Annotated in this window: 16 protein-coding genes; 9 read left to right on the top strand and 7 right to left on the bottom strand. The window is 57.6% G+C overall.

The window, feature by feature from the left end:
- The first annotated feature begins 125 nt into the window (after positions 1-125).
- Complete coding sequence (locus UB90_RS11505) at positions 126-2,543, top strand: GcvT family protein (RefSeq protein WP_065325880.1); 2,418 nt, start codon at positions 126-128, stop codon at positions 2,541-2,543.
- Between the two features lie 112 nt (positions 2,544-2,655).
- On the opposite strand, the gene ssb is transcribed toward UB90_RS11505, so the two are convergent.
- On the bottom strand, positions 2,656-3,189 hold the full coding sequence (gene ssb, locus UB90_RS11500; protein ID WP_009176836.1) for a single-stranded DNA-binding protein: 534 nt from the start codon (positions 3,187-3,189) through the stop codon (positions 2,656-2,658).
- Between the two features lie 269 nt (positions 3,190-3,458).
- On the opposite strand from ssb, the gene UB90_RS11495 reads away from it, so the two are divergent.
- From UB90_RS11495 to UB90_RS11480, 4 genes are all read left to right on the top strand, one after another.
- Entirely contained in the window at positions 3,459-4,034 is a 576-nt protein-coding gene (locus tag UB90_RS11495) for a lytic transglycosylase domain-containing protein (protein WP_005617923.1), read from the top strand.
- 198 nt (positions 4,035-4,232) lie between these two features.
- Positions 4,233-4,571: a hypothetical protein gene (locus tag UB90_RS11490; protein ID WP_065325879.1), complete on the top strand. Its 339-nt coding sequence runs from the start codon at positions 4,233-4,235 to the stop codon at positions 4,569-4,571.
- Positions 4,572-4,709: 138 nt separating this feature from the next.
- Positions 4,710-5,846: a cytochrome-c peroxidase gene (locus UB90_RS11485; protein WP_065325878.1), complete on the top strand. Its 1,137-nt coding sequence runs from the start codon at positions 4,710-4,712 to the stop codon at positions 5,844-5,846.
- Between the two features lie 128 nt (positions 5,847-5,974).
- Entirely contained in the window at positions 5,975-7,390 is a 1,416-nt protein-coding gene (locus tag UB90_RS11480) for a tetratricopeptide repeat-containing sulfotransferase family protein (protein WP_065331971.1), read from the top strand.
- A gap of 141 nt (positions 7,391-7,531) precedes the next feature.
- On the opposite strand, the gene UB90_RS11475 is transcribed toward UB90_RS11480, so the two are convergent.
- The 6 genes from UB90_RS11475 to miaA all read right to left on the bottom strand — a co-directional run bounded on the left by UB90_RS11475 (position 7,532) and on the right by miaA (position 16,125).
- A complete protein-coding gene (locus UB90_RS11475) occupies positions 7,532-9,619 on the bottom strand; it encodes a dipeptide ABC transporter ATP-binding protein (RefSeq protein WP_065325877.1) in 2,088 nt (695 codons plus the stop codon).
- 96 nt (positions 9,620-9,715) lie between these two features.
- Positions 9,716-11,152 (bottom strand): ABC transporter permease, encoded by a 1,437-nt coding sequence (locus UB90_RS11470; RefSeq protein WP_065321902.1) that lies wholly within the window; start codon positions 11,150-11,152, stop codon positions 9,716-9,718.
- Positions 11,153-11,167: 15 nt separating this feature from the next.
- A complete protein-coding gene (locus tag UB90_RS11465) occupies positions 11,168-12,220 on the bottom strand; it encodes an ABC transporter permease (RefSeq protein ID WP_005617913.1) in 1,053 nt (350 codons plus the stop codon).
- 161 nt (positions 12,221-12,381) lie between these two features.
- Complete coding sequence (locus tag UB90_RS11460) at positions 12,382-14,049, bottom strand: ABC transporter substrate-binding protein (protein WP_065325876.1); 1,668 nt, start codon at positions 14,047-14,049, stop codon at positions 12,382-12,384.
- Between the two features lie 247 nt (positions 14,050-14,296).
- Entirely contained in the window at positions 14,297-15,127 is an 831-nt protein-coding gene (locus tag UB90_RS11455) for an AraC family transcriptional regulator (protein ID WP_065325875.1), read from the bottom strand.
- Between the two features lie 134 nt (positions 15,128-15,261).
- Complete coding sequence (gene miaA / locus UB90_RS11450) at positions 15,262-16,125, bottom strand: tRNA (adenosine(37)-N6)-dimethylallyltransferase MiaA (RefSeq protein WP_009177241.1); 864 nt, start codon at positions 16,123-16,125, stop codon at positions 15,262-15,264.
- A gap of 153 nt (positions 16,126-16,278) precedes the next feature.
- Here miaA and pyrH point away from each other — a divergent pair, with 153 nt between their 5' ends.
- From pyrH to UB90_RS11430, 4 genes are all read left to right on the top strand, one after another.
- Positions 16,279-17,028, top strand: a complete 750-nt coding sequence (gene pyrH, locus UB90_RS11445; RefSeq protein WP_009176732.1) for a UMP kinase — start codon at positions 16,279-16,281, stop codon at positions 17,026-17,028.
- 174 nt (positions 17,029-17,202) lie between these two features.
- Positions 17,203-17,766 carry a ribosome recycling factor gene (frr, locus tag UB90_RS11440; protein ID WP_005617897.1) on the top strand — a complete coding sequence of 188 codons (564 nt, stop codon included), beginning with the start codon at positions 17,203-17,205 and terminating at the stop codon, positions 17,764-17,766.
- 9 nt (positions 17,767-17,775) lie between these two features.
- Complete coding sequence (locus tag UB90_RS11435; protein ID WP_204161374.1) at positions 17,776-18,546, top strand: isoprenyl transferase; 771 nt, start codon at positions 17,776-17,778, stop codon at positions 18,544-18,546.
- Between the two features lie 8 nt (positions 18,547-18,554).
- Positions 18,555-19,340 carry a phosphatidate cytidylyltransferase gene (locus tag UB90_RS11430; protein ID WP_065325874.1) on the top strand — a complete coding sequence of 262 codons (786 nt, stop codon included), beginning with the start codon at positions 18,555-18,557 and terminating at the stop codon, positions 19,338-19,340.
- Positions 19,341-19,381: the final 41 nt, after the last annotated feature.

Below are 19,381 nucleotides of genomic sequence, written 5' to 3'. Positions count from 1 at the left end.
GGATAGGTCTGCCGGGCGGGAGGGGCGATATGTCTGAGCGACATGCAGTGTCGTTTTTTGACTGGACTAATGGGCACATGTGTCCAGAATGAAAGGAAATGCGATCCTGACAGGGAGACGGACCCATGAAAACCACCACCCGCGTGGCCATTATCGGGGGCGGCGTTGTCGGCTGCTCCGTTCTTTACCACCTAACCAAACTCGGCTGGTCCGATGTCATGCTGATCGAACGATCGGAATTGACCTCTGGCTCGACCTGGCATGCCGCGGGGGGCTTTCACACGCTTAATGGCGACACCAATATGGCAGCGCTGCAGGGCTACACCATTAAGCTCTATAAAGAGCTGGAGGCGATTACCGGCATGTCCTGTGGCCTGCACCATGTGGGCGGTGTGACACTGGCGGACAATCAAGAACGCTTTGACATGTTGAAGGCGGAGCGGGCCAAGCACCGTTTTATGGGGCTTGAAACTGAGATCGTAAGCCCCGAAGAAATAAAGAAAATCGCACCTGTTACCAATATCGACGGGATCATCGGTGGGCTCTACGATCCGCTTGATGGCCACCTTGATCCCTCTGGCACGACCCACGCATATGCCAAGGCGGCGCGCATGGGAGGAGCCACTATTGAGACCCACTGCAAGGTGATTGAGACCAACCAGCGCGCGGACGGCACATGGGATGTGGTGACTGAAAAAGGCACCATCCACGCTGAACATATCGTCAATGCAGGTGGCCTCTGGGCGCGTGAAGTTGGCGCGATGGCGGGAATTTACTTCCCCCTGCACCCGATGGAGCACCAGTATATCGTCACTGACGAGGTGCCGATGATTGCCGAGATCATCGCCGGCGGCGGCGAACATCCCCATGTCATGGACCCGGCGGGCGAAAGCTATTTGCGGCAAGAGGGCCGCGGGCTTTGCATCGGCTTTTATGAGCAGCCTTGTCGCCCTTGGGCCGTAGATGGCACGCCTTGGAATTTCGGCCATGAATTGTTGCCCGACGACTTTGATAAGATCGAAGACAGCATTGATTTTGCGTATAAACGTTTCCCCGCGCTTGCTGAGGCGGGAGTGAAATCAGTGATCCACGGACCGTTCACCTTTGCACCCGATGGCAACCCGCTGGTTGGACCGGTGCCGGGCGTGCGCAACTACTGGTCGGCTTGTGCGGTGATGGCGGGGTTCTCTCAGGGTGGTGGCGTCGGGTTGATGCTGGCGCAATGGATGACAACTGGCGAATGTGAACGCGACACCGCTGCCATGGATGTTGCACGTTACGGCAATTGGATCACGCCCGGCTACACCCGACCCAAAGTGATCGAGAACTATCAGAAACGGTTTTCCATCGCTTATCCGAACGAGGAACTGCCAGCCGCGCGTCCCTTCCGCACAACGCCGATGTACGACATTTTTGACGATATGGGCGCGGTTTGGGGCCACCAATACGGCATGGAGATCCCGAACTATTTCGCGGCTGACGGCGAGGCGCGTTACGAGACACCCTCGTTCCGCCGCTCCAACGCTTTTGATGCCACAGCGCGGGAAGTAAAGGCGGTGCGCGAGGCGGTTGGCATCAATGAGATCCACAACTTCGGGAAATACCGTGTCAAAGGCGCGGGTGCCCGCGCTTGGCTTGATCGGATCATGGCGGGGCGTGTTCCGCAAAAGGGGCGCCTCAGCCTGACGCCGATGCTCTCGCCGAAGGGGCGATTGATTGGGGATTTCACCATCTCTTGCCTTGGCGAAGGTGATTTCCAGCTTACGGCGTCCTATGGCGCGCAGGCCTACCACATGCGTTGGTTCTTGCAGAACCTCGATGAGGGTGTGACGGTCGACAATGTCTCCGATCAGGTGAACGGCTTTCAGATCGCTGGCCCCAAGGCGCGCGAGGTGCTGCAAGCCTGCACACGCAGCGATATCTCCGACATGCGTTTTCTGGATGTGCGCCACCTGACCGTGGGCATGGTGGAGTGCGTGGTTCAACGGGTGAGCTACACCGGTGATCTTGGCTACGAGATCTATTGTGACCTTCCCAGTCAGCGCGCGCTCTGGGCCGCTCTCTGGGGGGAGGGGCAAAACCACGGCATGAAACCCTTCGGTATGCGCGCGATGATGTCCCTGCGGCTCGACAAGTTCTTCGGCTCTTGGCTGTCGGAGTTTTCACCGGACTACACCGCTGCGGAGACCGGTCTGGACCGCTTTATCTCCTTTAAGAAACCGGTTGATTTTATCGGTCGCGCGGCAGCCGAAGCAGAGCGGGATGCAGGTGTCAGCCGCAAGCTTTGTGCCTTTGAGGTCGATGCAGATGATGCGGATGTGGTCGCTTATGAGCCGATCTGGCTGGACGGCGACGTGGTGGGGTTCTGCACCTCTGGCGGCTACAGCCACTTCGCGCAGAAATCTATTGCGCTTGGGTTTGTGCCGGTGGAGCGCGCTCGCGAAGGGCTGACGGTTGAGATTGAAATCCTTGGCAAGAAACATGCGGCTCGCCTGATTACAGAGCCACTGTTTGATGCGGACGGCGCACGCATGCGCGGATAAGCTCAAACGCTCGCTGTAGGCTGGCGATAGAACCTCAGGCAACAGAATGTCAGGTAATAAAAAGGGCCGACACATGTCGGCCCTTGATCTATTTGGCGTAGGTGCCTGACGATCAGAACGGGATTTCGTCGTCGTCGATGTTTTGCGAGGGGCCACCGCCACCAAAGCCACCGCCTTGGTTGCCGCCGCCACCGCCGCCGCCGTAGCTGCCACCACCACCGTAGCCGCCACCGCCGCCACCGTAATCGCCGCCGCCTTGACCACCGCCAAAGCCACCGCCGCCACCACCTTCGCCGCGACCATCAAGCATGGTGAGCGTCGAGCCAAAGCCTTGCAGCACGACTTCGGTAGAATACCGGTCCTGACCGCTCTGGTCCTGCCATTTGCGGGTTTGCAGTTGGCCTTCAATATAGACCTTGGACCCTTTGCGCAGAAATTGCTCTGCGACACGCACCAGACCTTCGTTGAAGATCGCAACAGAGTGCCATTCGGTTTTTTCACGGCGCTCACCGGTGTTACGGTCCTTCCACGTCTCCGACGTCGCGATCCGCAGGTTGCAGACCTTGCCGCCGTTCTGGAAGCTACGCACTTCCGGATCGCGGCCAAGGTTGCCGATGAGCATTACTTTGTTCAGGGATCCGGCCATGTGGGTCCTGTCCTTTGTTTCTTATCTATTCGTGAGCGATTGCGGCGCATCGCCAGAGCGGCATGTCGAATCCCGCCCATTGTCTGCAGGGCAGAGTAACGAGCCTGACCGTGCGATGAAAGAGCATCAGGCGCGGGATTGACGGTCAAACACCAGATTTACGCTGTTGGCAGGGCCGTACAGCGGCAAGGTGGTGCTGTTACCTTTCATTTTACGGACCGGGCCGCTATATTGTCGCCAGCTAAACCGACGAGTTTTCGATTTATCACATGCAACGTATTTCGACTGCTGCCCTCATCGTGACGGTTCTGGCCACACCTGCTGTGGCCGCTGATCTGTTCAACAACAATACCAAGCGCAAAGTATTTGCGGCACAGACCAAATTTTTGGACACCCGCGGCGCCAGCCAGTATCGCGGCTCAGAACGACTGAAACCAGACAGTCTCAAGGACGATGTCTTGCCCATTTACCGTGGCAGTTATCGTGGCGAGTATCTTGAGGTGGCCCGCAGTGCGGCGCGTGCAAATGGTGTTCCTGAGGATCTTTTCCTGCGTTTGGTGCAGCAAGAGAGCAATTGGAACCCTGCCGCCCAGTCGCACAAAGGGGCCTTGGGACTGGCCCAGTTGATGCCGCAGACCGCTCGTATACTGGGGGTCGACCCATTGGTGCCCGCAGAGAACCTGCGCGGCGGCGCCAAATACCTCGCGCAACAATATCGCAAGTTCGGCTCATGGCGGCTTGCACTGGCGGCATATAATGCGGGACCGGAGGCTGTGACGCGCCACGGAGGCGTGCCGCCTTACAAGGAAACCCAAAACTACGTGCGCAAAATTCTCGGCAGCTAATCGGCAAACAACCGCAAAACGCTGGCGGGATTCTGCCGAAGTTCGGGCGCTGGAAGTCAAAAAGTTACGACGCGTTAACCATTTGCCCCGCGACCTTCGTTAACGGGTCATTAATCTGCCTTAATCAGACGTAAATCTCTCCTCAACACGGAGGGAAGTGCAGTGAGTGGGAAATCGTTTGAAGGTCAGGTGTCACGCATGGGTTGGGAACCCGGCGCAAGACCGCGTCCTGAACTGATCGACAGAATTCTTGATCATCACGGTCATGATGCAGGCCGCGACATTGGCCCGTCTCTGCTTGGGGTCGCGCTGGGAGCGCTGCTTGGACTTCTCTTAAAAGGGATGGGGCTTGATGGCTCACCTTGGGGCGCAGGCACGGGCTTCTTTGGCGATCTGATCGGCGCGCTGGCGCTCGGCGGATTTGCAGCCGCTGTGTTGGCGGCGGTTCTGGGTGCCATGCGGGCAAAGTCCAATCCTGAACTTTTGCAATTTGCGTCGATCAACCTGCTGACCGTGTTGATTGTTTATCTGGTCTGAGCACCAGAGAGTGAGAATACCCGCGGGTGGGACTGTGGGAGTGAGAAAGGGCGCAGCTCTCTGAGGGCTGCGTCCTTTCTACATCTGGAATTTGGCCCGGAGCTGCGCTAGACCGCCTAGGCGATCCCGGAGACTACGATGTTCAAGCTTCTGTCCCAAACCACGTGCCTGTTGCTGAGCGCTGTTCCTTTGGCTGCGGCCCCCTTTAAGACGGCCGAGGAGTTGGGGGAGGCACTGTTTTTTGAAACAGACCTCTCACTTAATCGCACCCAATCCTGTGCCAGCTGTCATGATCCAAATGCGGGTTTTGCTGATCCGCGCCGGGACGCTGAGGGCGCGTTTTCGCGTGGGGACGACGGCCAGTCGCTCGGTGCGCGCCATGCGCCGACTGCGGCCTATGCAATGCTGTCGCCGGCATTCCATCAAAACGCAGATGGTGAATGGGTCGGTGGGCAGTTCTGGGATGGGCGGGCCGCTGACCTTGCGGCGCAAGCCGGAGGGCCGATCCTCAACCCGATTGAACTCGGGCTTGCAACAGAGGCGGATGCGATGGCCCGTCTGGCCGAGCAGGAAGATTATGTCACCGCCTTTCAAACCCTCTATGACGTCGACATTACAAAGGATGTAGAGGCAGGGTTTGAGGCGCTCACCGCAGCGCTTGCACGTTTCGAGAGCACTGAGACCTTTCAGAGCTTTGACAGCAAATATGACCGTTTTCTTCGCGGCGCGGCGGAACTGACAAAAGAAGAAGAATTAGGACGGCTGTTGTTCTTCTCGCAGCAGTTCACCAACTGCAATCAATGTCACCAGTTGCGCCGGAGTGCGATGGACCCGGCTGAGCCTTTCACTGATTTCCGCTATCACAATATCGGCGTGCCTGCGAACCTTGCTGGGCGATCCGAAAACGGGGTCGCTGCGGATTGGGTCGACAACGGGTTGCTCGATAATCCTTTGGTGAATGATCCAAAGGAGCGCGGCAAGTTCAAGACGCCGACCCTGCGCAATGTGGCGGTGACCGGTCCTTATATGCATAATGGGGTCTTTCAGGATCTGCGCACTGTTGTTGCGTTTTACAATCGCTACAACAGCAAAGCCGAGAGCGCGCAGATCAACCCGGAAACCGGCGCGCCTTGGGGCGATATTCCGGTGGCAGAGACACTCTCCGAAACAGAGCTGACGCATGGGCCTGCGTTGGATGACCGACGGATAGATGCGCTGGTTGCCTTTCTAAAAACGCTCACTGATTCCCGCTATGAGGCGCTCCTGAAAGAGTAGGTCACCTCTCATCAACGAATTGGGCGTTAAATTCCAAGAAAAAGACACATTTTCGAACCAAGCGCTTTACCGGGGATTCACTTCTGTCCAGCAATTTCGGCCCATCGTTACAGAAGGGCGAACAACACATGCTGGTAGAAAACAGCCACACTCCTGATGCCTTGACCGAGGCATTTGCAACAGTCGACGGTCTGATGGCCACGGGCAAATATGCGCGCTCTCTCAGCGTGATGCTGCCCTTTGTTCAATCAGGTGAGCTGGATGCTGGCCTGCTTGATCGCACCGCCGATTGCTTTTTTGAGATGCGTGATTACGACAACGCTGTCAACGTCATGCGCCACATCACCGAAAACGCGCCTGATGATACATCCGCCTGGGGTAAACTCGGACTGATGTTGCAGACCAAGGGCGATCTGCTGGGCGCAGAACAGGCCTTTGAAGAGGTGCTGAAACGCGATCCCAATTCTATTCCGGCGCTGACTGCGCTCAACGGGATTGAGACATTCTCTGTCGATAGCCTCTACGCGCAGCGCATGATTTCTCTGTCCGAGCGTGAAAACCTCGACAGCAAGCACCGCGCACTGATCCATTATGCGCTGGCGCAAATTGCCCATTCCGCGGGCGAGGTGGATGCTGCGTTCACCCTGTTCCAATCCGCGCGTCAAGAAGTCGCTGGTCCCTTCGCTCCGGCCATCTTTGACGAAATGGTCGCTGAACAGGAACAGATGTTTGAGCCGCGCCCGGCCTCTGAGGACGCCTCTCTTCTGCCAAAGCTGGTCTTTGTCGGCGGTATGCCGATGGCGGGCACCGGTCTGGTTGACCGCATCATGGCGCAGCATCCGGGCGTCTTTAGCGTTGGGGAAAACACGGCTCTGTCGCGCACCCATGGTGCCATCCGTATGCATCTGGCAAAAACCGGTCGTCCCTGTAACTACTGGGATTGGTTGGAGCAACTGAGTGCCGAAGAAATCGACATCTTCCGCCAGTACTATCTGGAGCGTGCTCTGGGTGGTCAGGTTGCCGGTGGCAAGACCATTGTTGACGCACACCCGCTGGGGTGTCTGGAGTTTGGTCTGGCGCAGTTCCTGTTCCCGGAGGCGAAGTTCGTCTTTATGTCGCGCCATCCGATGGAGACGGCGCTCGCCAATATCGCGTCTAACGTGCTGAACGGAAACGCGCTTGCGTCACGTCCGGAATGGATCGCGCAGGTGATGCGGACTGTCTATTCCTCCGCGACCAACTATGCCGCGAAACTTGGCGACACCATGCGTCTTCAGTCCTACGAGGCGCTGGTGCAGAACTCTGAGCGCGAAATCAGTCTGCTGCTGGAGCATGCAGGTCTGGAGTTCAACGCAGCATGTCTGAAGCCAAATGCACTGTGTGATGTGGACAATATCGCCACCATGCTGGGTCAGGAGGAACTTTCCACTGAGACCCAAAACCAGTGGCAGCCCTATGAGGCCCAGCTAAAGCCTGTCTTTGATGAGCTTGGCGGCGAGCGCTGGGTGTCGGCATGGGAAACCTTCGACGCAACGCTGCGCTGATCCTGTGACGGCTTGGCAGGCCGCGTATAGATACGCCCCTGCCGCATTCACCGGAGTGTAAGAAAATAAAAAGGCCTCACCCGAACAGGTGAGGCCTTTTCACGTCGCGATTTACCCTGCAAGGGCAGGTGCGGAGCCAAATCACTCGGCAGCGATTTTAATCACCGGCTCCATGCTCTCGAGCGTTTCATCGCTCAGGTGGCATTTGATTTGATGCCCACCGGCAAGTGTTTGAATCGGCGGCACCTCAACCTCGCAAAGCCCGCCGGGCACCTTTGATTTCCAGCGGCATCGGGTCTGAAACGGGCAACCCGATGGCGGGTTCATGGCCGACGGGATATCGCCTTCCAGCACGATATGGGTTTTCTCGACCGAGGTGTCGGCGATGGGAACCGCCGACAACAGCGCCTCGGTATAAGGATGATAAGGGGGCGAGAACACTTGTTCGGTGTCGCCCAGTTCAACCACATGGCCGAGATACATCACCATAACCCGGTCGCTTAGGTAGCGTACAATCGACAGATCATGGCTGATGAACAGCAGCGTTGTCTTCTCATTGCGCTGAATTTCCATCAACAGATCAGTGACGGCGGCCTGAACCGAAACATCCAGTGCCGAGACAGGTTCATCTGCGACAACAATCCGTGCCCCACCGGCGAAAGCGCGGGCAATACCCACCCGCTGTTTTTGCCCGCCTGAAAGCTGCCGGGGCATCCGGTCGGCAAAGGCACGTGGCAGTTTTACCAGATCCAACAACTCCAGCATCCGCTGCTTGCGCGCCGCATCATTTTCTCCGATGCCAAAGATCTCCAGTGCCCGGATGATCTGACGCCCCACGGTCATTGACGGGTTGAGCGTGTCAAACGGGTTTTGAAACACCATCTGTACATCGGAAATCGTCTTGGGATCGCGCGCCTCAATCGGGATATCCTCGATATTGCGGTTGTCCAGAAGGATTTCGCCGTCGGTGGCGGTCTCCAGCCCCATCAGCACTTTGGCAAAAGTCGATTTGCCGCAACCCGATTCACCGACAATCGCCAAGGTTTCGGATTCGCGCGCCTCGAAACTCAGCGTTTCATTGGCCTTGACCACCTTCTTGGCGCCACCGCCGAACAGCGCATTGGCGGTAACCTCATAATATTTCTTGAGCTTGTCCATTTTGAGCACAACGCGCCCCGGCTCATTCTTGGCCTTTTGCTCGCCCAGAGCGATGGGCGCGTCCCAGTCGATCTCCTGAAAGCGCAGACAGCGCGTATGGTGGCGCTCATTGCCGGGTACGGGTTCCATCAGGATGTCGCCTGCATCACAGCGCCCGGCCTCAAAGTAATCGCAGCGCGGCCCAAAATTGCAGCCTTTTGGGCGCTCGTGGGGCAGGGGAAAGTTGCCGGGAATTGCTACCAGTGGGCGTGCGTTCTTATCTGCACCGGGCAGCGGGATCGACCGAAACAGCGCCTGCGTGTAGGGGTGACGCATGTGATCAAACACATCCTCAATCGAGCCACGCTCCACCGCCTCGCCCGAATACATCACGCAAATCCGGTCACAGGTCTCCAGCACCAGCCCGAGGTTGTGAGAGATAAACAGCATCGAGGTGCCGTATTTCTTGCCCAGATCTTTGACCAGTTCCACTACAGCCGCTTCCACCGTCACGTCCAGTGCGGTGGTCGGCTCATCGAGGATCAGCAGCGACGGTTTCGACATCAACGCCATCGCAATAACGATCCGCTGCTGCTGACCGCCAGAGAGCTGATGCGGATAGGAATTCAGCATCCGCTTGGGGTCCGGTAGTTTAACGTCGGTTACCACTTCCAGGGCGCGGGCGTAGGCCTCTTTTTCGCCAACACCTTCGTGGATCATCGGCACTTCCATCAACTGTTTGCCGATCTTCATCGCCGGGTTGAGCGAGGCCATCGGCTCCTGATAGATCATCGCAATCTCATTGCCGCGTACATCGCGCAGCTCATCGGCACTCATCTGGGCCAGATCGCGCCCTTTGAATTTGATCGACCCGCCAACGATGCGCCCGTTCTTGCCAAGATCCTGCATCACGCCCAGCGCCACAGTGGATTTCCCGCAACCCGATTCTCCCACCAGCCCCACGGCTTCCCCCGGCTGCACCGCGACAGAGAAATCCATCACCGCCGGAATTTCGCGCAGGCGGGTGAAGAAGGAGATCGACAGCTTGTCAATCTCAAGGATCGGGCCGTCATAATCTGCAAGTTTGCTCATTTTTGTCTCCCTGGTGGGCGGAATGAGGCGTGATCAACCTCTTCTAACCCAAAATATCTCGGGGGTCCGGGGGCAGCGCCCCCGGCAGTGCTTTCATCAGTCCCGGAGGCTCTCTTCTCGCAGGCCGTCCGCCAGCAAATTGAGCCCCAGCACCAAACTCATCAATGCCACCGCAGGCGGCAAGGCCGGGTGCAGGTAGATCGACAGGAGTTTGCGCCCATCATTGATGGTGGACCCCCAGTCCGGGCTTTCCGGGGGCAGGCCAAGACCGAAAAATCCCAACGTTCCCAATAGGATGGTGGTGTATCCGATGCGCAAACAGAAATCGACAATCAGCGGCCCACGCACATTGGGTAGGATCTCCCAGAGCATGATATACCACGGGCGCTCGCCACGGGTTTGTGCCGCTGCCACATAATCTCGGGTCTTGATGTCCATCGCAAGGCCACGCACGATCCGAAACACTGTGGGTGAGTTCACAAAAACCACCGACACAAAAACCACCAACACGCCGCCCGGAATGTCAAAGAAGTCCAGGGGCCAGAAGTCGATCTTGGAGCCTTGGGCGTTGATCAGAGACATATAGAGAAGAAAGATTGGCCCCAGAACCAGCAGCAGCCAGAAGGTGTTTTTCGCCGGTTGCGTGCGAAATCTCGAATGGATCAGCACGCCGCAAAACACCATCGGAAAGGCAAAAAGCACAACCGCCATAAACTGTGGCAAGCCGGTTGCGACAATCTCAGGTGTGACCAGCAGGTAGAACAGCAAGATCACCGGAAAAGCCAGAATGAGGTTGGCGAGGAAGGACAAGAAGGTGTCGAGTTTTCCGCCGTAATACCCCGCAGGCAGGCCCAGCGTGATCCCGACCATAAAGGCAAAGAGCGTTGCAAGCGGGGCGTATTTCAGAACCTCCCAAGCGCCCTTGACCATACGCGAGAACACATCTCGTGCGAGATTGTCGCCGCCCAAGAGATACCACGCATATTCGCCTGCCTCCGCGCCACGCAATGGCGTGCCGGGTACTTTGTTTTTCATGCCAGAGGCTTGCGCCAGCGGATCGTGCGTGGCGATCAGATCCATCGCCGCAAACACACCGGTAAAGACCCAGAACATCACAAGGGTAAAACCGACCATGCCAATGGGGCTGTCAAACAGCTTTCCATAAAGACCCAAGCGACGTTTAAAGAGGATCGACAGGCTAAACAGCGTTACGAGCGCGAGCCATGTGGGCCACATCTGTCGCGACATGGCCCCAACAATTCCGGCCTCGGTGCCCATGATCAGGCCCATGACCAGATAGGCCAACCCAAGCGCCGCGACGGCGAGAAAGGCCAGACGCACCCCCAGTGCCGCCATCGCCTGCGGATTGCCCGCAAGCGACATGGTGCCATCGGCATTCGCCACATGACGGGTGCCAGCGCTGAAGATCGAAACAACAACCCAGATGGCGATGGTAGCTGCCAATAAAAGCAGTGCGATCATAAAGATCGGAGTGATGAAGGCGAGAGAGCCTGTCCAAGTCAAAGGGTCCATGAGATGCCTCCTGCCTTATGAGATGCGAATGCGAGGGTTCAGGAAGATGTAGCCGATGTCAGAAATCAGCTGCGTCAGCAGAACCACGACGACAGAGACAACGGAGATCGCCAGTAGCAGCTCAATATCATTGTTGCTAGCAGCCTCTACCAGCGACCAGCCGAAACCTTTGTAATTGAACAGGCTTTCGACGATCACCACACCGTTCAGCAGCCAGGGGAACTGCAACATGATGACCGTAAAGGGGGCAATCAACGCGTTGCGCAGGGCGTGCTTCAGGACGATATTGGGAAAGCTCACCCCCTTAAGGCGCGCGGTACGGATATATTGCGCGGTCATCACCTCGGTCATCGAGGCGCGTGTCATGCGCGCGATATACCCCATGCCATAAAGTGCAATGGTCAGAACCGGCAGGAAGAAGTTCTCAAACGTCGGGTTTTCCATCGCAGAGGTGGCAGTGCCTTTAAACCATTTGAGCCCCACGGTGGAGGAGGTGAACACCGCAATGAAGATCACGCCAGAGACATATTCCGGCGTTGCGGTGGTCATGATGGACAGCGTTGACAGCGACCGATCGGTGGCAGAGCCTTCGCGCATGCCCGCCAGCACACCAATAATGAGCGCCGAAGGCACCATCAGGATCAAAACCCACATCATCAGATAGCCAGTGTTGCCAAGCCGGGTCTGGATGATCTCGCTCACATCAGTCTTAAATCGGGTGGAGTACCCCCAATCGCCCTGCAGGATACCGCAGAAACGCGGGGCTTGCGCGGCCTCATCTTCTGAAACGGCACCATCAATACAGCGCCCGGTGACTCCCTCATCGCTCAGGCGTTGCCACCCCGGCACCACACCAAGCCATTGACCATATTTGACCAGCATCGGCTGGCCGTAGCCATTCTTGTCCAGCCAGCTTGCAACGGCTTCGTCCGACATTCGGAAGTTACCCTCGGTTTTGGCGAGCTTTTCGAGGTTCGGGTAGAGGTTGGTCATCACGAACACGATGAACGTCAGGCACAACGCCGTAATGATCATCACGCCCGAGCGGCGCAATATGAATAGTCCCATGTGTTCCCCTGCAGACTGGCGGTCAGCTGGCCCTGAGGTCGTTCGGTGCTGGGCGCACAGAACCGTGGGGGCCTCGTTGTCGTGAGCTTATTCTTGTTCTTGTTGGCCTGCTCCCGGTGAGGGACACCGAGAGCGGCCTTTTTGAATTGCGGTTCAGGCGGTCAGGCCGCCCAACCCCATTTGTAATGGTGGTGCTCATAGCCGATGTGCATATCGGCACCCTTCACACCTTCGCGCATATGGCGGAAGAGTGACTTCCAGTAAGGTTGGATCGTAACGCCTTCGTCCTGAATGAGCTTTTCGCCCTTGGCGACGACTTCACGACGTTTGTCGACATCCGCGATGGCAAGTGCCTCGGTGAGGATGGCGTCAAACTCCGGGTTGGACCAGCCAAACTCGTTCCATGCCTCGCCGGAACGATAGGCCAGCGCCCAGATCTGAACGCCAAGCGGGCGGTGGTTCCAGTTGGTGGAGCTGAACGGATATTTGGTCCAGTCGTTCCAGAAGGTAGAGCCGGGCAGAACCGTGCGCTTTACCTTAAAGCCGGCATCCCGCAGCTGTGCAGCCACCGCATCGGTGGTGTTCTTGCGCCAGTCATCGTCAATGGAGATCAGCTCATGCTCGAAATCCATCATCCCAGCTTCTTCCATCAGGGCGCGGGCGCCTTCGGGATCCGCTTCTTGTTTGGGCAGTTCGGCATATTCAGGATGTGCCGGACCCACGTGGTGGTTTTCGGCGGTGACACCGCGGTTGCCATAGCCAAGTTCAAGGCAGATGTCGTTATTGACGGCCATCTGCAGCGCCTTGCGGACGCGCTGATCCGCGTAAGGGTTCTTGCCGTCCACCTCAGCGAGCTGGTTCGGGCGCACCACGATGGTGGACATGGTAACAACTTCGGATTTCACAAAGCCGAGCGAGTCCATCACGTCGATGAATTCCCCAACGGATTCATAGAGCATGTCAACTTCTTCGGATTCCAGTGCGGCCAGCCACGAGGACGGGTCGGTGCCGAAATCGATATATTCGATGCTGTCGAGCGCAGGTTTGCCAAACACCTCTTCGCCCCACCATGTGTGGTCCTCGTTGCGCGTGAGGGTGCATTTTACGCCGACTTCCAGTTCAGAGATCAGGTAAGGTCCGGTGCCCACCGCATTTTGCGCGTCATCAGCGCTAAAGCTCGCGTGGGTGATTGCCGCCGGATAGTCCGCCATGCCCGGAATGATCGAGATATCGGAATTGGGCAGGTTCAGCTTCACGGTGTGGCTGTCGACGACTTCAATCGCACCTTCCAGCGCTTGATTGGTGTCAGGATCGATCAGGCTGCCAAAACGGCCAGCCATGGAGTTGCCTTCCATGTCCTTGTCGCACCAACCCTTGAGATTGCGCGCCACGTCTTCGGCGGTGAAGTCATCACCGTTATTCCACTTCACACCCTTGCGGACGTTCAGGATATATTCGTCGGCACTGTCGTTCACTTCCCAGCTTTCCAGCAGCATCGGGGTGAAAGAGCCATCGTTGTTGTACTCAACCAGATACTCGAGCGTGCCGCGCATCTCGTTGCCGATTTCGGACCAGTCGAACGTGCGCGGATCTTTCAGGCCACGTACATCCATCTGGACGCGCAGCGTGCCGCCTTCTTTCATGCCTTCTGCGGCGCGGGCCGGGGCACTCAGGCCGATCATACCATAGGCCGCAGTGGCTGAAACGCCCAGCGCAGTGGCGCGGGTCAGGAACTCGCGGCGCGAGATCTTTCCGGCCTTCAACTCCTGCGCATGCATCTCTGCCGCCCAATGGTGGGTCGTCGAGCTCTTGAGTTTGGTGGTGGTCATATATGTCTCCCTGTCTAGAGCGTCGTGGGGCGGCGACCTGTCGCATGACACCATCCTGACGTTCGCAGGCGGGCATCGTGTTGAGGTGTTTGAATTGTCACAAAGTTTCCCCATCCCCACTATACGGCACCAGTTGAGCAGGCAGGTCAATGCACAGTATCGGCATGAAAGTGTATAAAAGCGACATTTTTCCTGTCGCTTTTGACAAAAAGACACTTGTGTCCAGAAATCTGAAAATTTCAGCGAGTCAGTGATGCGTGGAGGCGCTGGTCGCTGGGCGGCGCGCTTTCTTGCGCAAAGCGCTCGGTGTGCTGCCTGTGTGCTGCGTGATGAACCGGGTGAAATAGGCGGCGCTGCCAAAGCCGAGGCTTTGTGCAATGTCACGCATCGGCAGCGAAGTGCGGATCAGAAGGCTTCGGGCGGCGTGCAATTGGCGTTCCGTGAGCAACGCGGCAGCGGTCTTTCCAGTCTCTTGTCGGCAGACACGGGTTAAATGTGTCGGTGTGACGCCCAGTGCCGCTGCGTGCCCGGCCATGTTATAGGCACCTTCGCTATCCTCGGCCAATCGCGCGCAGTAGGCGCGGCAGAGTTTGCGCGCCGCGGAAAGTTTGCTGTTTTCTGGGGCGGTTTGCCACAGACGCTGCATGTGAATCCCAATCAGGTCGGCGTAACTTCTGATTGCCTGAGCGGTATGGTCGTCGTTCACCTGCTGTTCGCGCAGTGCTGCATCAAACAGGGAGTTGATGCGGGCCTGTTCCTGCATATCATTGATACGGATCTGCATGGGCGTATCTGGCAGGCCGCAGGGGATATCCTCGCCGATCTGGAGAACCTGACCGATGCTTTGTCGGCCAAGCTCAAGCGAGAATAAAGTGCGCGCAGGAACGCAGATGGCGGTGTGCGGACCAAACCCCCGGCATTGGCCATCCAGCAGCATACGTCCCTGACCACGTGTCACCCATATCACCAGATGACAGTCGCGCTCATGCGCGAGCTCAATCTGCCAATTGCCAGCCGACATAAGCCGCAGCAGCGGGCTTACATCTAACGGCCCATGGGTGTTTGGATCAAATGGCATCTTGCGGTGAAAAGCTGTTCTTATTCTCGTTGAAATCGAGATTGGCCTGTGCCGGTGATTCGTTCAATTTTTTTGCAAAATTTGTTCAAGAAAGGCGAGTAAGGGCTGATTTTTACGCATCTATCGCGCTGCGCTTATGGCGAAGGGCTGACCCTTTGCCATTTCTTCATGCGTGAACGGAACCATGTGCGTTGACGTTTGGCATATTGGCGGGTGGCGACAGAGGCGCTTTCTTCGGCCTCGGCCAGACTGAGATCGCCGTTGAGATGGGCCATGAGTTCCGGCACGCCAATTGCCTTGCAGGACGGCAGGTTGGGATCATAGCGCCCTAGCATCGAGCGCGCTTCCTCAAGCGCGCCATTGGCGATCATCATCGAAAAGCGGCGTCTGATGCGCGCTTCCAGCCAGTCCCGGTCGGCCTCAACCACCAAGGCGGTGCAACTTTCATAGGGCAAAACCGGTGGCGGGGTGTCATCCTGCCAGTCGGCAAGCGCGCGCCCGGTGGCGCGAAGGACCTCCCATGCGCGCTGCACACGGGCGCGGTTCTTCATATCGATCCGCATACGGGTGGTGTCATCCAAGGCATCACTGAGCGCTTCAAGCGACATCTGGTCCCCTTCTGCCCGTATCGCAGCTGGCGTGGCGGGGATTTCGGCCATGCCTTCGGTTAGCGTCAAAAAGTAAAGCCCGGTGCCGCCAACGATAATTGGGCGTTCGGGGCCGTTGAGCAGGGGCGTCACCTCGCGCAGCCAGTGCCCGGCGGAGTAGGGCGCATCATAGGCCAGATGACCATAGAGCAGATGCGGCGCACGGGATTCGTCCTGGGCGGATGGGCGCGCGGTCACGACGCGCCAGCAGTCATAGACCTGACTGGCATCGGCGTTGATTATGACACCGCCATCTCGCTCCGCGATGCGAAGTGCCAGTTCCGACTTCCCCGACGCGGTGGGTCCGGCGATGAGTACAGGCCTGTCGGCGGGGATATTATCTATGTCCATCAAGGCTTTCCGCTGCGCATATGTAAGCCGGCCTGTGTTTGCGAGAGGCGTTCTGAAGAAGATCGGCAATTATCCGGCAGGTTGGATTGATCCTCGGCGGCTTTTGCTTCATTTTGCCGCGAGTTTTAACCCCGACATATTGCGGAGCGCAACATGCCCCAGAGCCCTGATCAGCCGGACGTCTCAACGGCCGCTAGTTATAAACGTGTGATGCTGAAGATTTCCGGCGAGGCCCTGATGGGAACGCAGGGTTTTGGCCTGCATCCGCCGACCGTTCGCAGAATCGCCGAAGAAGTGAAATCCGTTCACGATCTCGGTGTTGAGATTTGTATGGTGATCGGGGGCGGCAATATCTTTCGTGGGCTGTCGGGTTCTGCGCAGGGTATGGAACGCACCACTGCGGATTACATGGGGATGCTTGCCACGGTGATGAATGCGCTGGGGATGCAATCCGCGCTCGAAGATCTGGGCGTTTATACCCGGGTGATCTCGGCCATTCGCATGGATGAGGTGGCGGAACCCTACATCCGACGCCGGGCCGTGCGCCACCTTGAGAAGAAACGGGTCTGCATCTTTGCCGCGGGCACAGGTAACCCCTATTTCACCACCGATACCGCCGCGACCCTGCGCGCCAATGAAATGAATTGCGAAGCGATCTTCATGGGTAAGAACGGCGTTGATGGGGTGTACGACAAGGATCCCAAAACCAACGACGATGCCAAGCGGTATGACAGCGTGAGCTACGACGATGTTCTGGCCAAACGCCTGAAGGTCATGGATGCTTCGGCCATCGCGCTGGCGCGTGACAACAATCTGCCTCTGATTGTGTTTGGTCTGGATGAACCCGGCGGTTTCCGTGGCGTTCTGGCAGGCGAGGGCACTTATACCAAGGTGCACGGCTAACCCCGCGAGGCTGACACCCTGCGACACGCGTCGGCAATCTGGCGCGTGTTTTGCGTGGGATTTCACCGAGTTCCGAAGGTTTCGCGGGTGTTTGTCCGCCGAGATCGCTATACAATACACATGTGATGGCGTAAGAGCCGTCCTCAAGACCGCCTCAAGCAAGGGGAGAGCAGCATGTCTGAAGAGTTTGAACTGGACACCGACGATCTGAAACGCCGCATGGATGGCGCGATGGCCAACCTGAAAACCGAATTCGCGTCCCTGCGAACCGGTCGTGCCTCCGCTTCGATGCTGGAGCCAGTGATGGTTGACGCGTATGGATCGCAGACTCCGATCAACCAAGTCGGCACCGTGAACGTGCCTGAGCCGCGCATGGTTACCATCAACGTCTGGGACAAGGGTCTCGTCGGTAAGGTGGAAAAAGCCATCCGTGAGTCTGGCCTTGGCATCAACCCTCAGCTCAACGGTACCATCATTATGTTGCCGATTCCGGAGCTCAATGAGGAGCGCCGCCGTGAGCTGACCAAAGTTGCGGGCCAATACGCTGAACACGCACGCGTCTCTGTTCGTAACGTACGCCGTGACGGGATGGATCAAATCAAGAAAGCCAAGTCCGAGGGTATGTCCGAGGATGACCAGAAGTTCTGGGAAGCCGAGGTGCAGGATTTGACCGACAAGATGATCAAGGCCGTGGACGCCGCGCTGGAGACCAAACAAGCCGAAATCATGCAGGTTTGATCAGCGCATATGTCACTCGTCACGGATAGCGAAACCCCGGTTGCGGCTGGTGCGGAGAATGCGGCGCCGGGCATTGGTGACGGGCCTAGACATGTTGCGATCATTATGGACGGCAATGGCCGCTGGGCGCAGGCGCGCGGGCGGCCACGGCTTTTTGGGCATCACGCAGGCGCGCGTCGTGTGCGCGAAGTGGTGGAATGCTGCCCCGCATTGGGCATCAAATATCTGACGATATTTGCGTTCTCGACCGAAAACTGGAAACGCACCCAAGTTGAAGTCGCGGGGCTCATGAGCCTGTTTCGTCGTTATATTTCCAAGGAAATGAAGGCACTGGCGGCCAAGAACGTGCGCGTGCGGTTCATCGGAGACCGGGTGCGGCTGGACACTAAGCTTGTGCAGCTGATGGATGCGTTGGAGCACGAGACCGAAGGCAACGATGGCACCCATCTGACCATTGCGCTGAACTACGGCGGTCGCGATGAGGTGGCCCGTGCCACCCAACGTCTGGCGCAGGATGTGGCCGATGGTAAACTCGATCCTGCTGATGTGGATCAGGAAACACTGCCACGATATCTCGATACACATGTGTTGCCTGACCCGGATCTGGTGATCCGCACATCCGGCGAAGCGCGGATTTCGAACTTTCTGCTCTGGCAGTCGGCCTACTCGGAATATGAGTTTATCGATACGCTCTGGCCGGATTTCTCCTCAGATGAGCTGGCTCGGCTCTGCCAGAATTTTGGCAATCGCGACAGACGCTTCGGGGCTGTAAAGAAATGAAAAACTCCATGTCCTCGCACGCTGTGAAATCCAGTCGTTGGGCGGATCTGGGGCCGCGCACTGCGTCGGCTCTGGTTTTGCTCTTGGTGGGTGGAGGGGCCAGTTACCTGGGCGGGGTGGCCTTTGCGTTGTTTGTATCGCTGAGCGTCGGTGCGGTGTTCTGGGAAGTGACCCGAATGTATCGCAAAGACAACAGCTTGGCCGCTCTTGGATATGGCGTTGCAGCAGCTGCTTTGGTGTTTCTTGCCTGTTTTATGCCGCTGATTGTGGCGGTGCCGGTTCTCGCGCTGCCTCTGTTGCTCGGCATTCGTGTTCTGGAGCAGCGAAAGACATCCTTTCTGATCATTCTCGCATGGGTGCTGCTGGGTGGCTTTGGGCTGGTATGGCTTCGTGATGCCTTCTGGGTCAGTTGGACCGTCTGGTTAATCTGCGTGGTGGTGGCGACCGATGTCGCTGGCTATTTTGCAGGAAAATATTTCGGCGGGCCAAAGTTCTGGCCAGCTGTCAGCCCCAAGAAAACATGGTCCGGCACCGCTGGCGGTTGGGTGGCTGCAGCGGGTGTCGGTTTGATCTTCTCTGTTTTCGCTGGACTGCCTGCAAACCTCATCTGGATTTCAGTCCTCGTGTCGATGGCCAGTCAGGCAGGCGATATCGCCGAAAGCGCTCTGAAGCGGCGCATGGATGTCAAAGACTCCAGCCAGCTTATTCCCGGTCATGGCGGTGTGTTTGATCGCTTTGATGGGATGCTGGGGGCAGGCGCGCTCTGCTTTTTGATCGCTGTCATCTGGGGATGACCTCACCCTCGGGAGACCGGGGAGAGGACGACGACGAATAG

It is taken from the genome of Tritonibacter mobilis (assembly GCF_001681715.1).
In the GTDB taxonomy this organism is placed as follows: domain Bacteria; phylum Pseudomonadota; class Alphaproteobacteria; order Rhodobacterales; family Rhodobacteraceae; genus Epibacterium; species Epibacterium mobile.
This window is presented reverse-complemented; position numbering and strand designations above follow the sequence as displayed.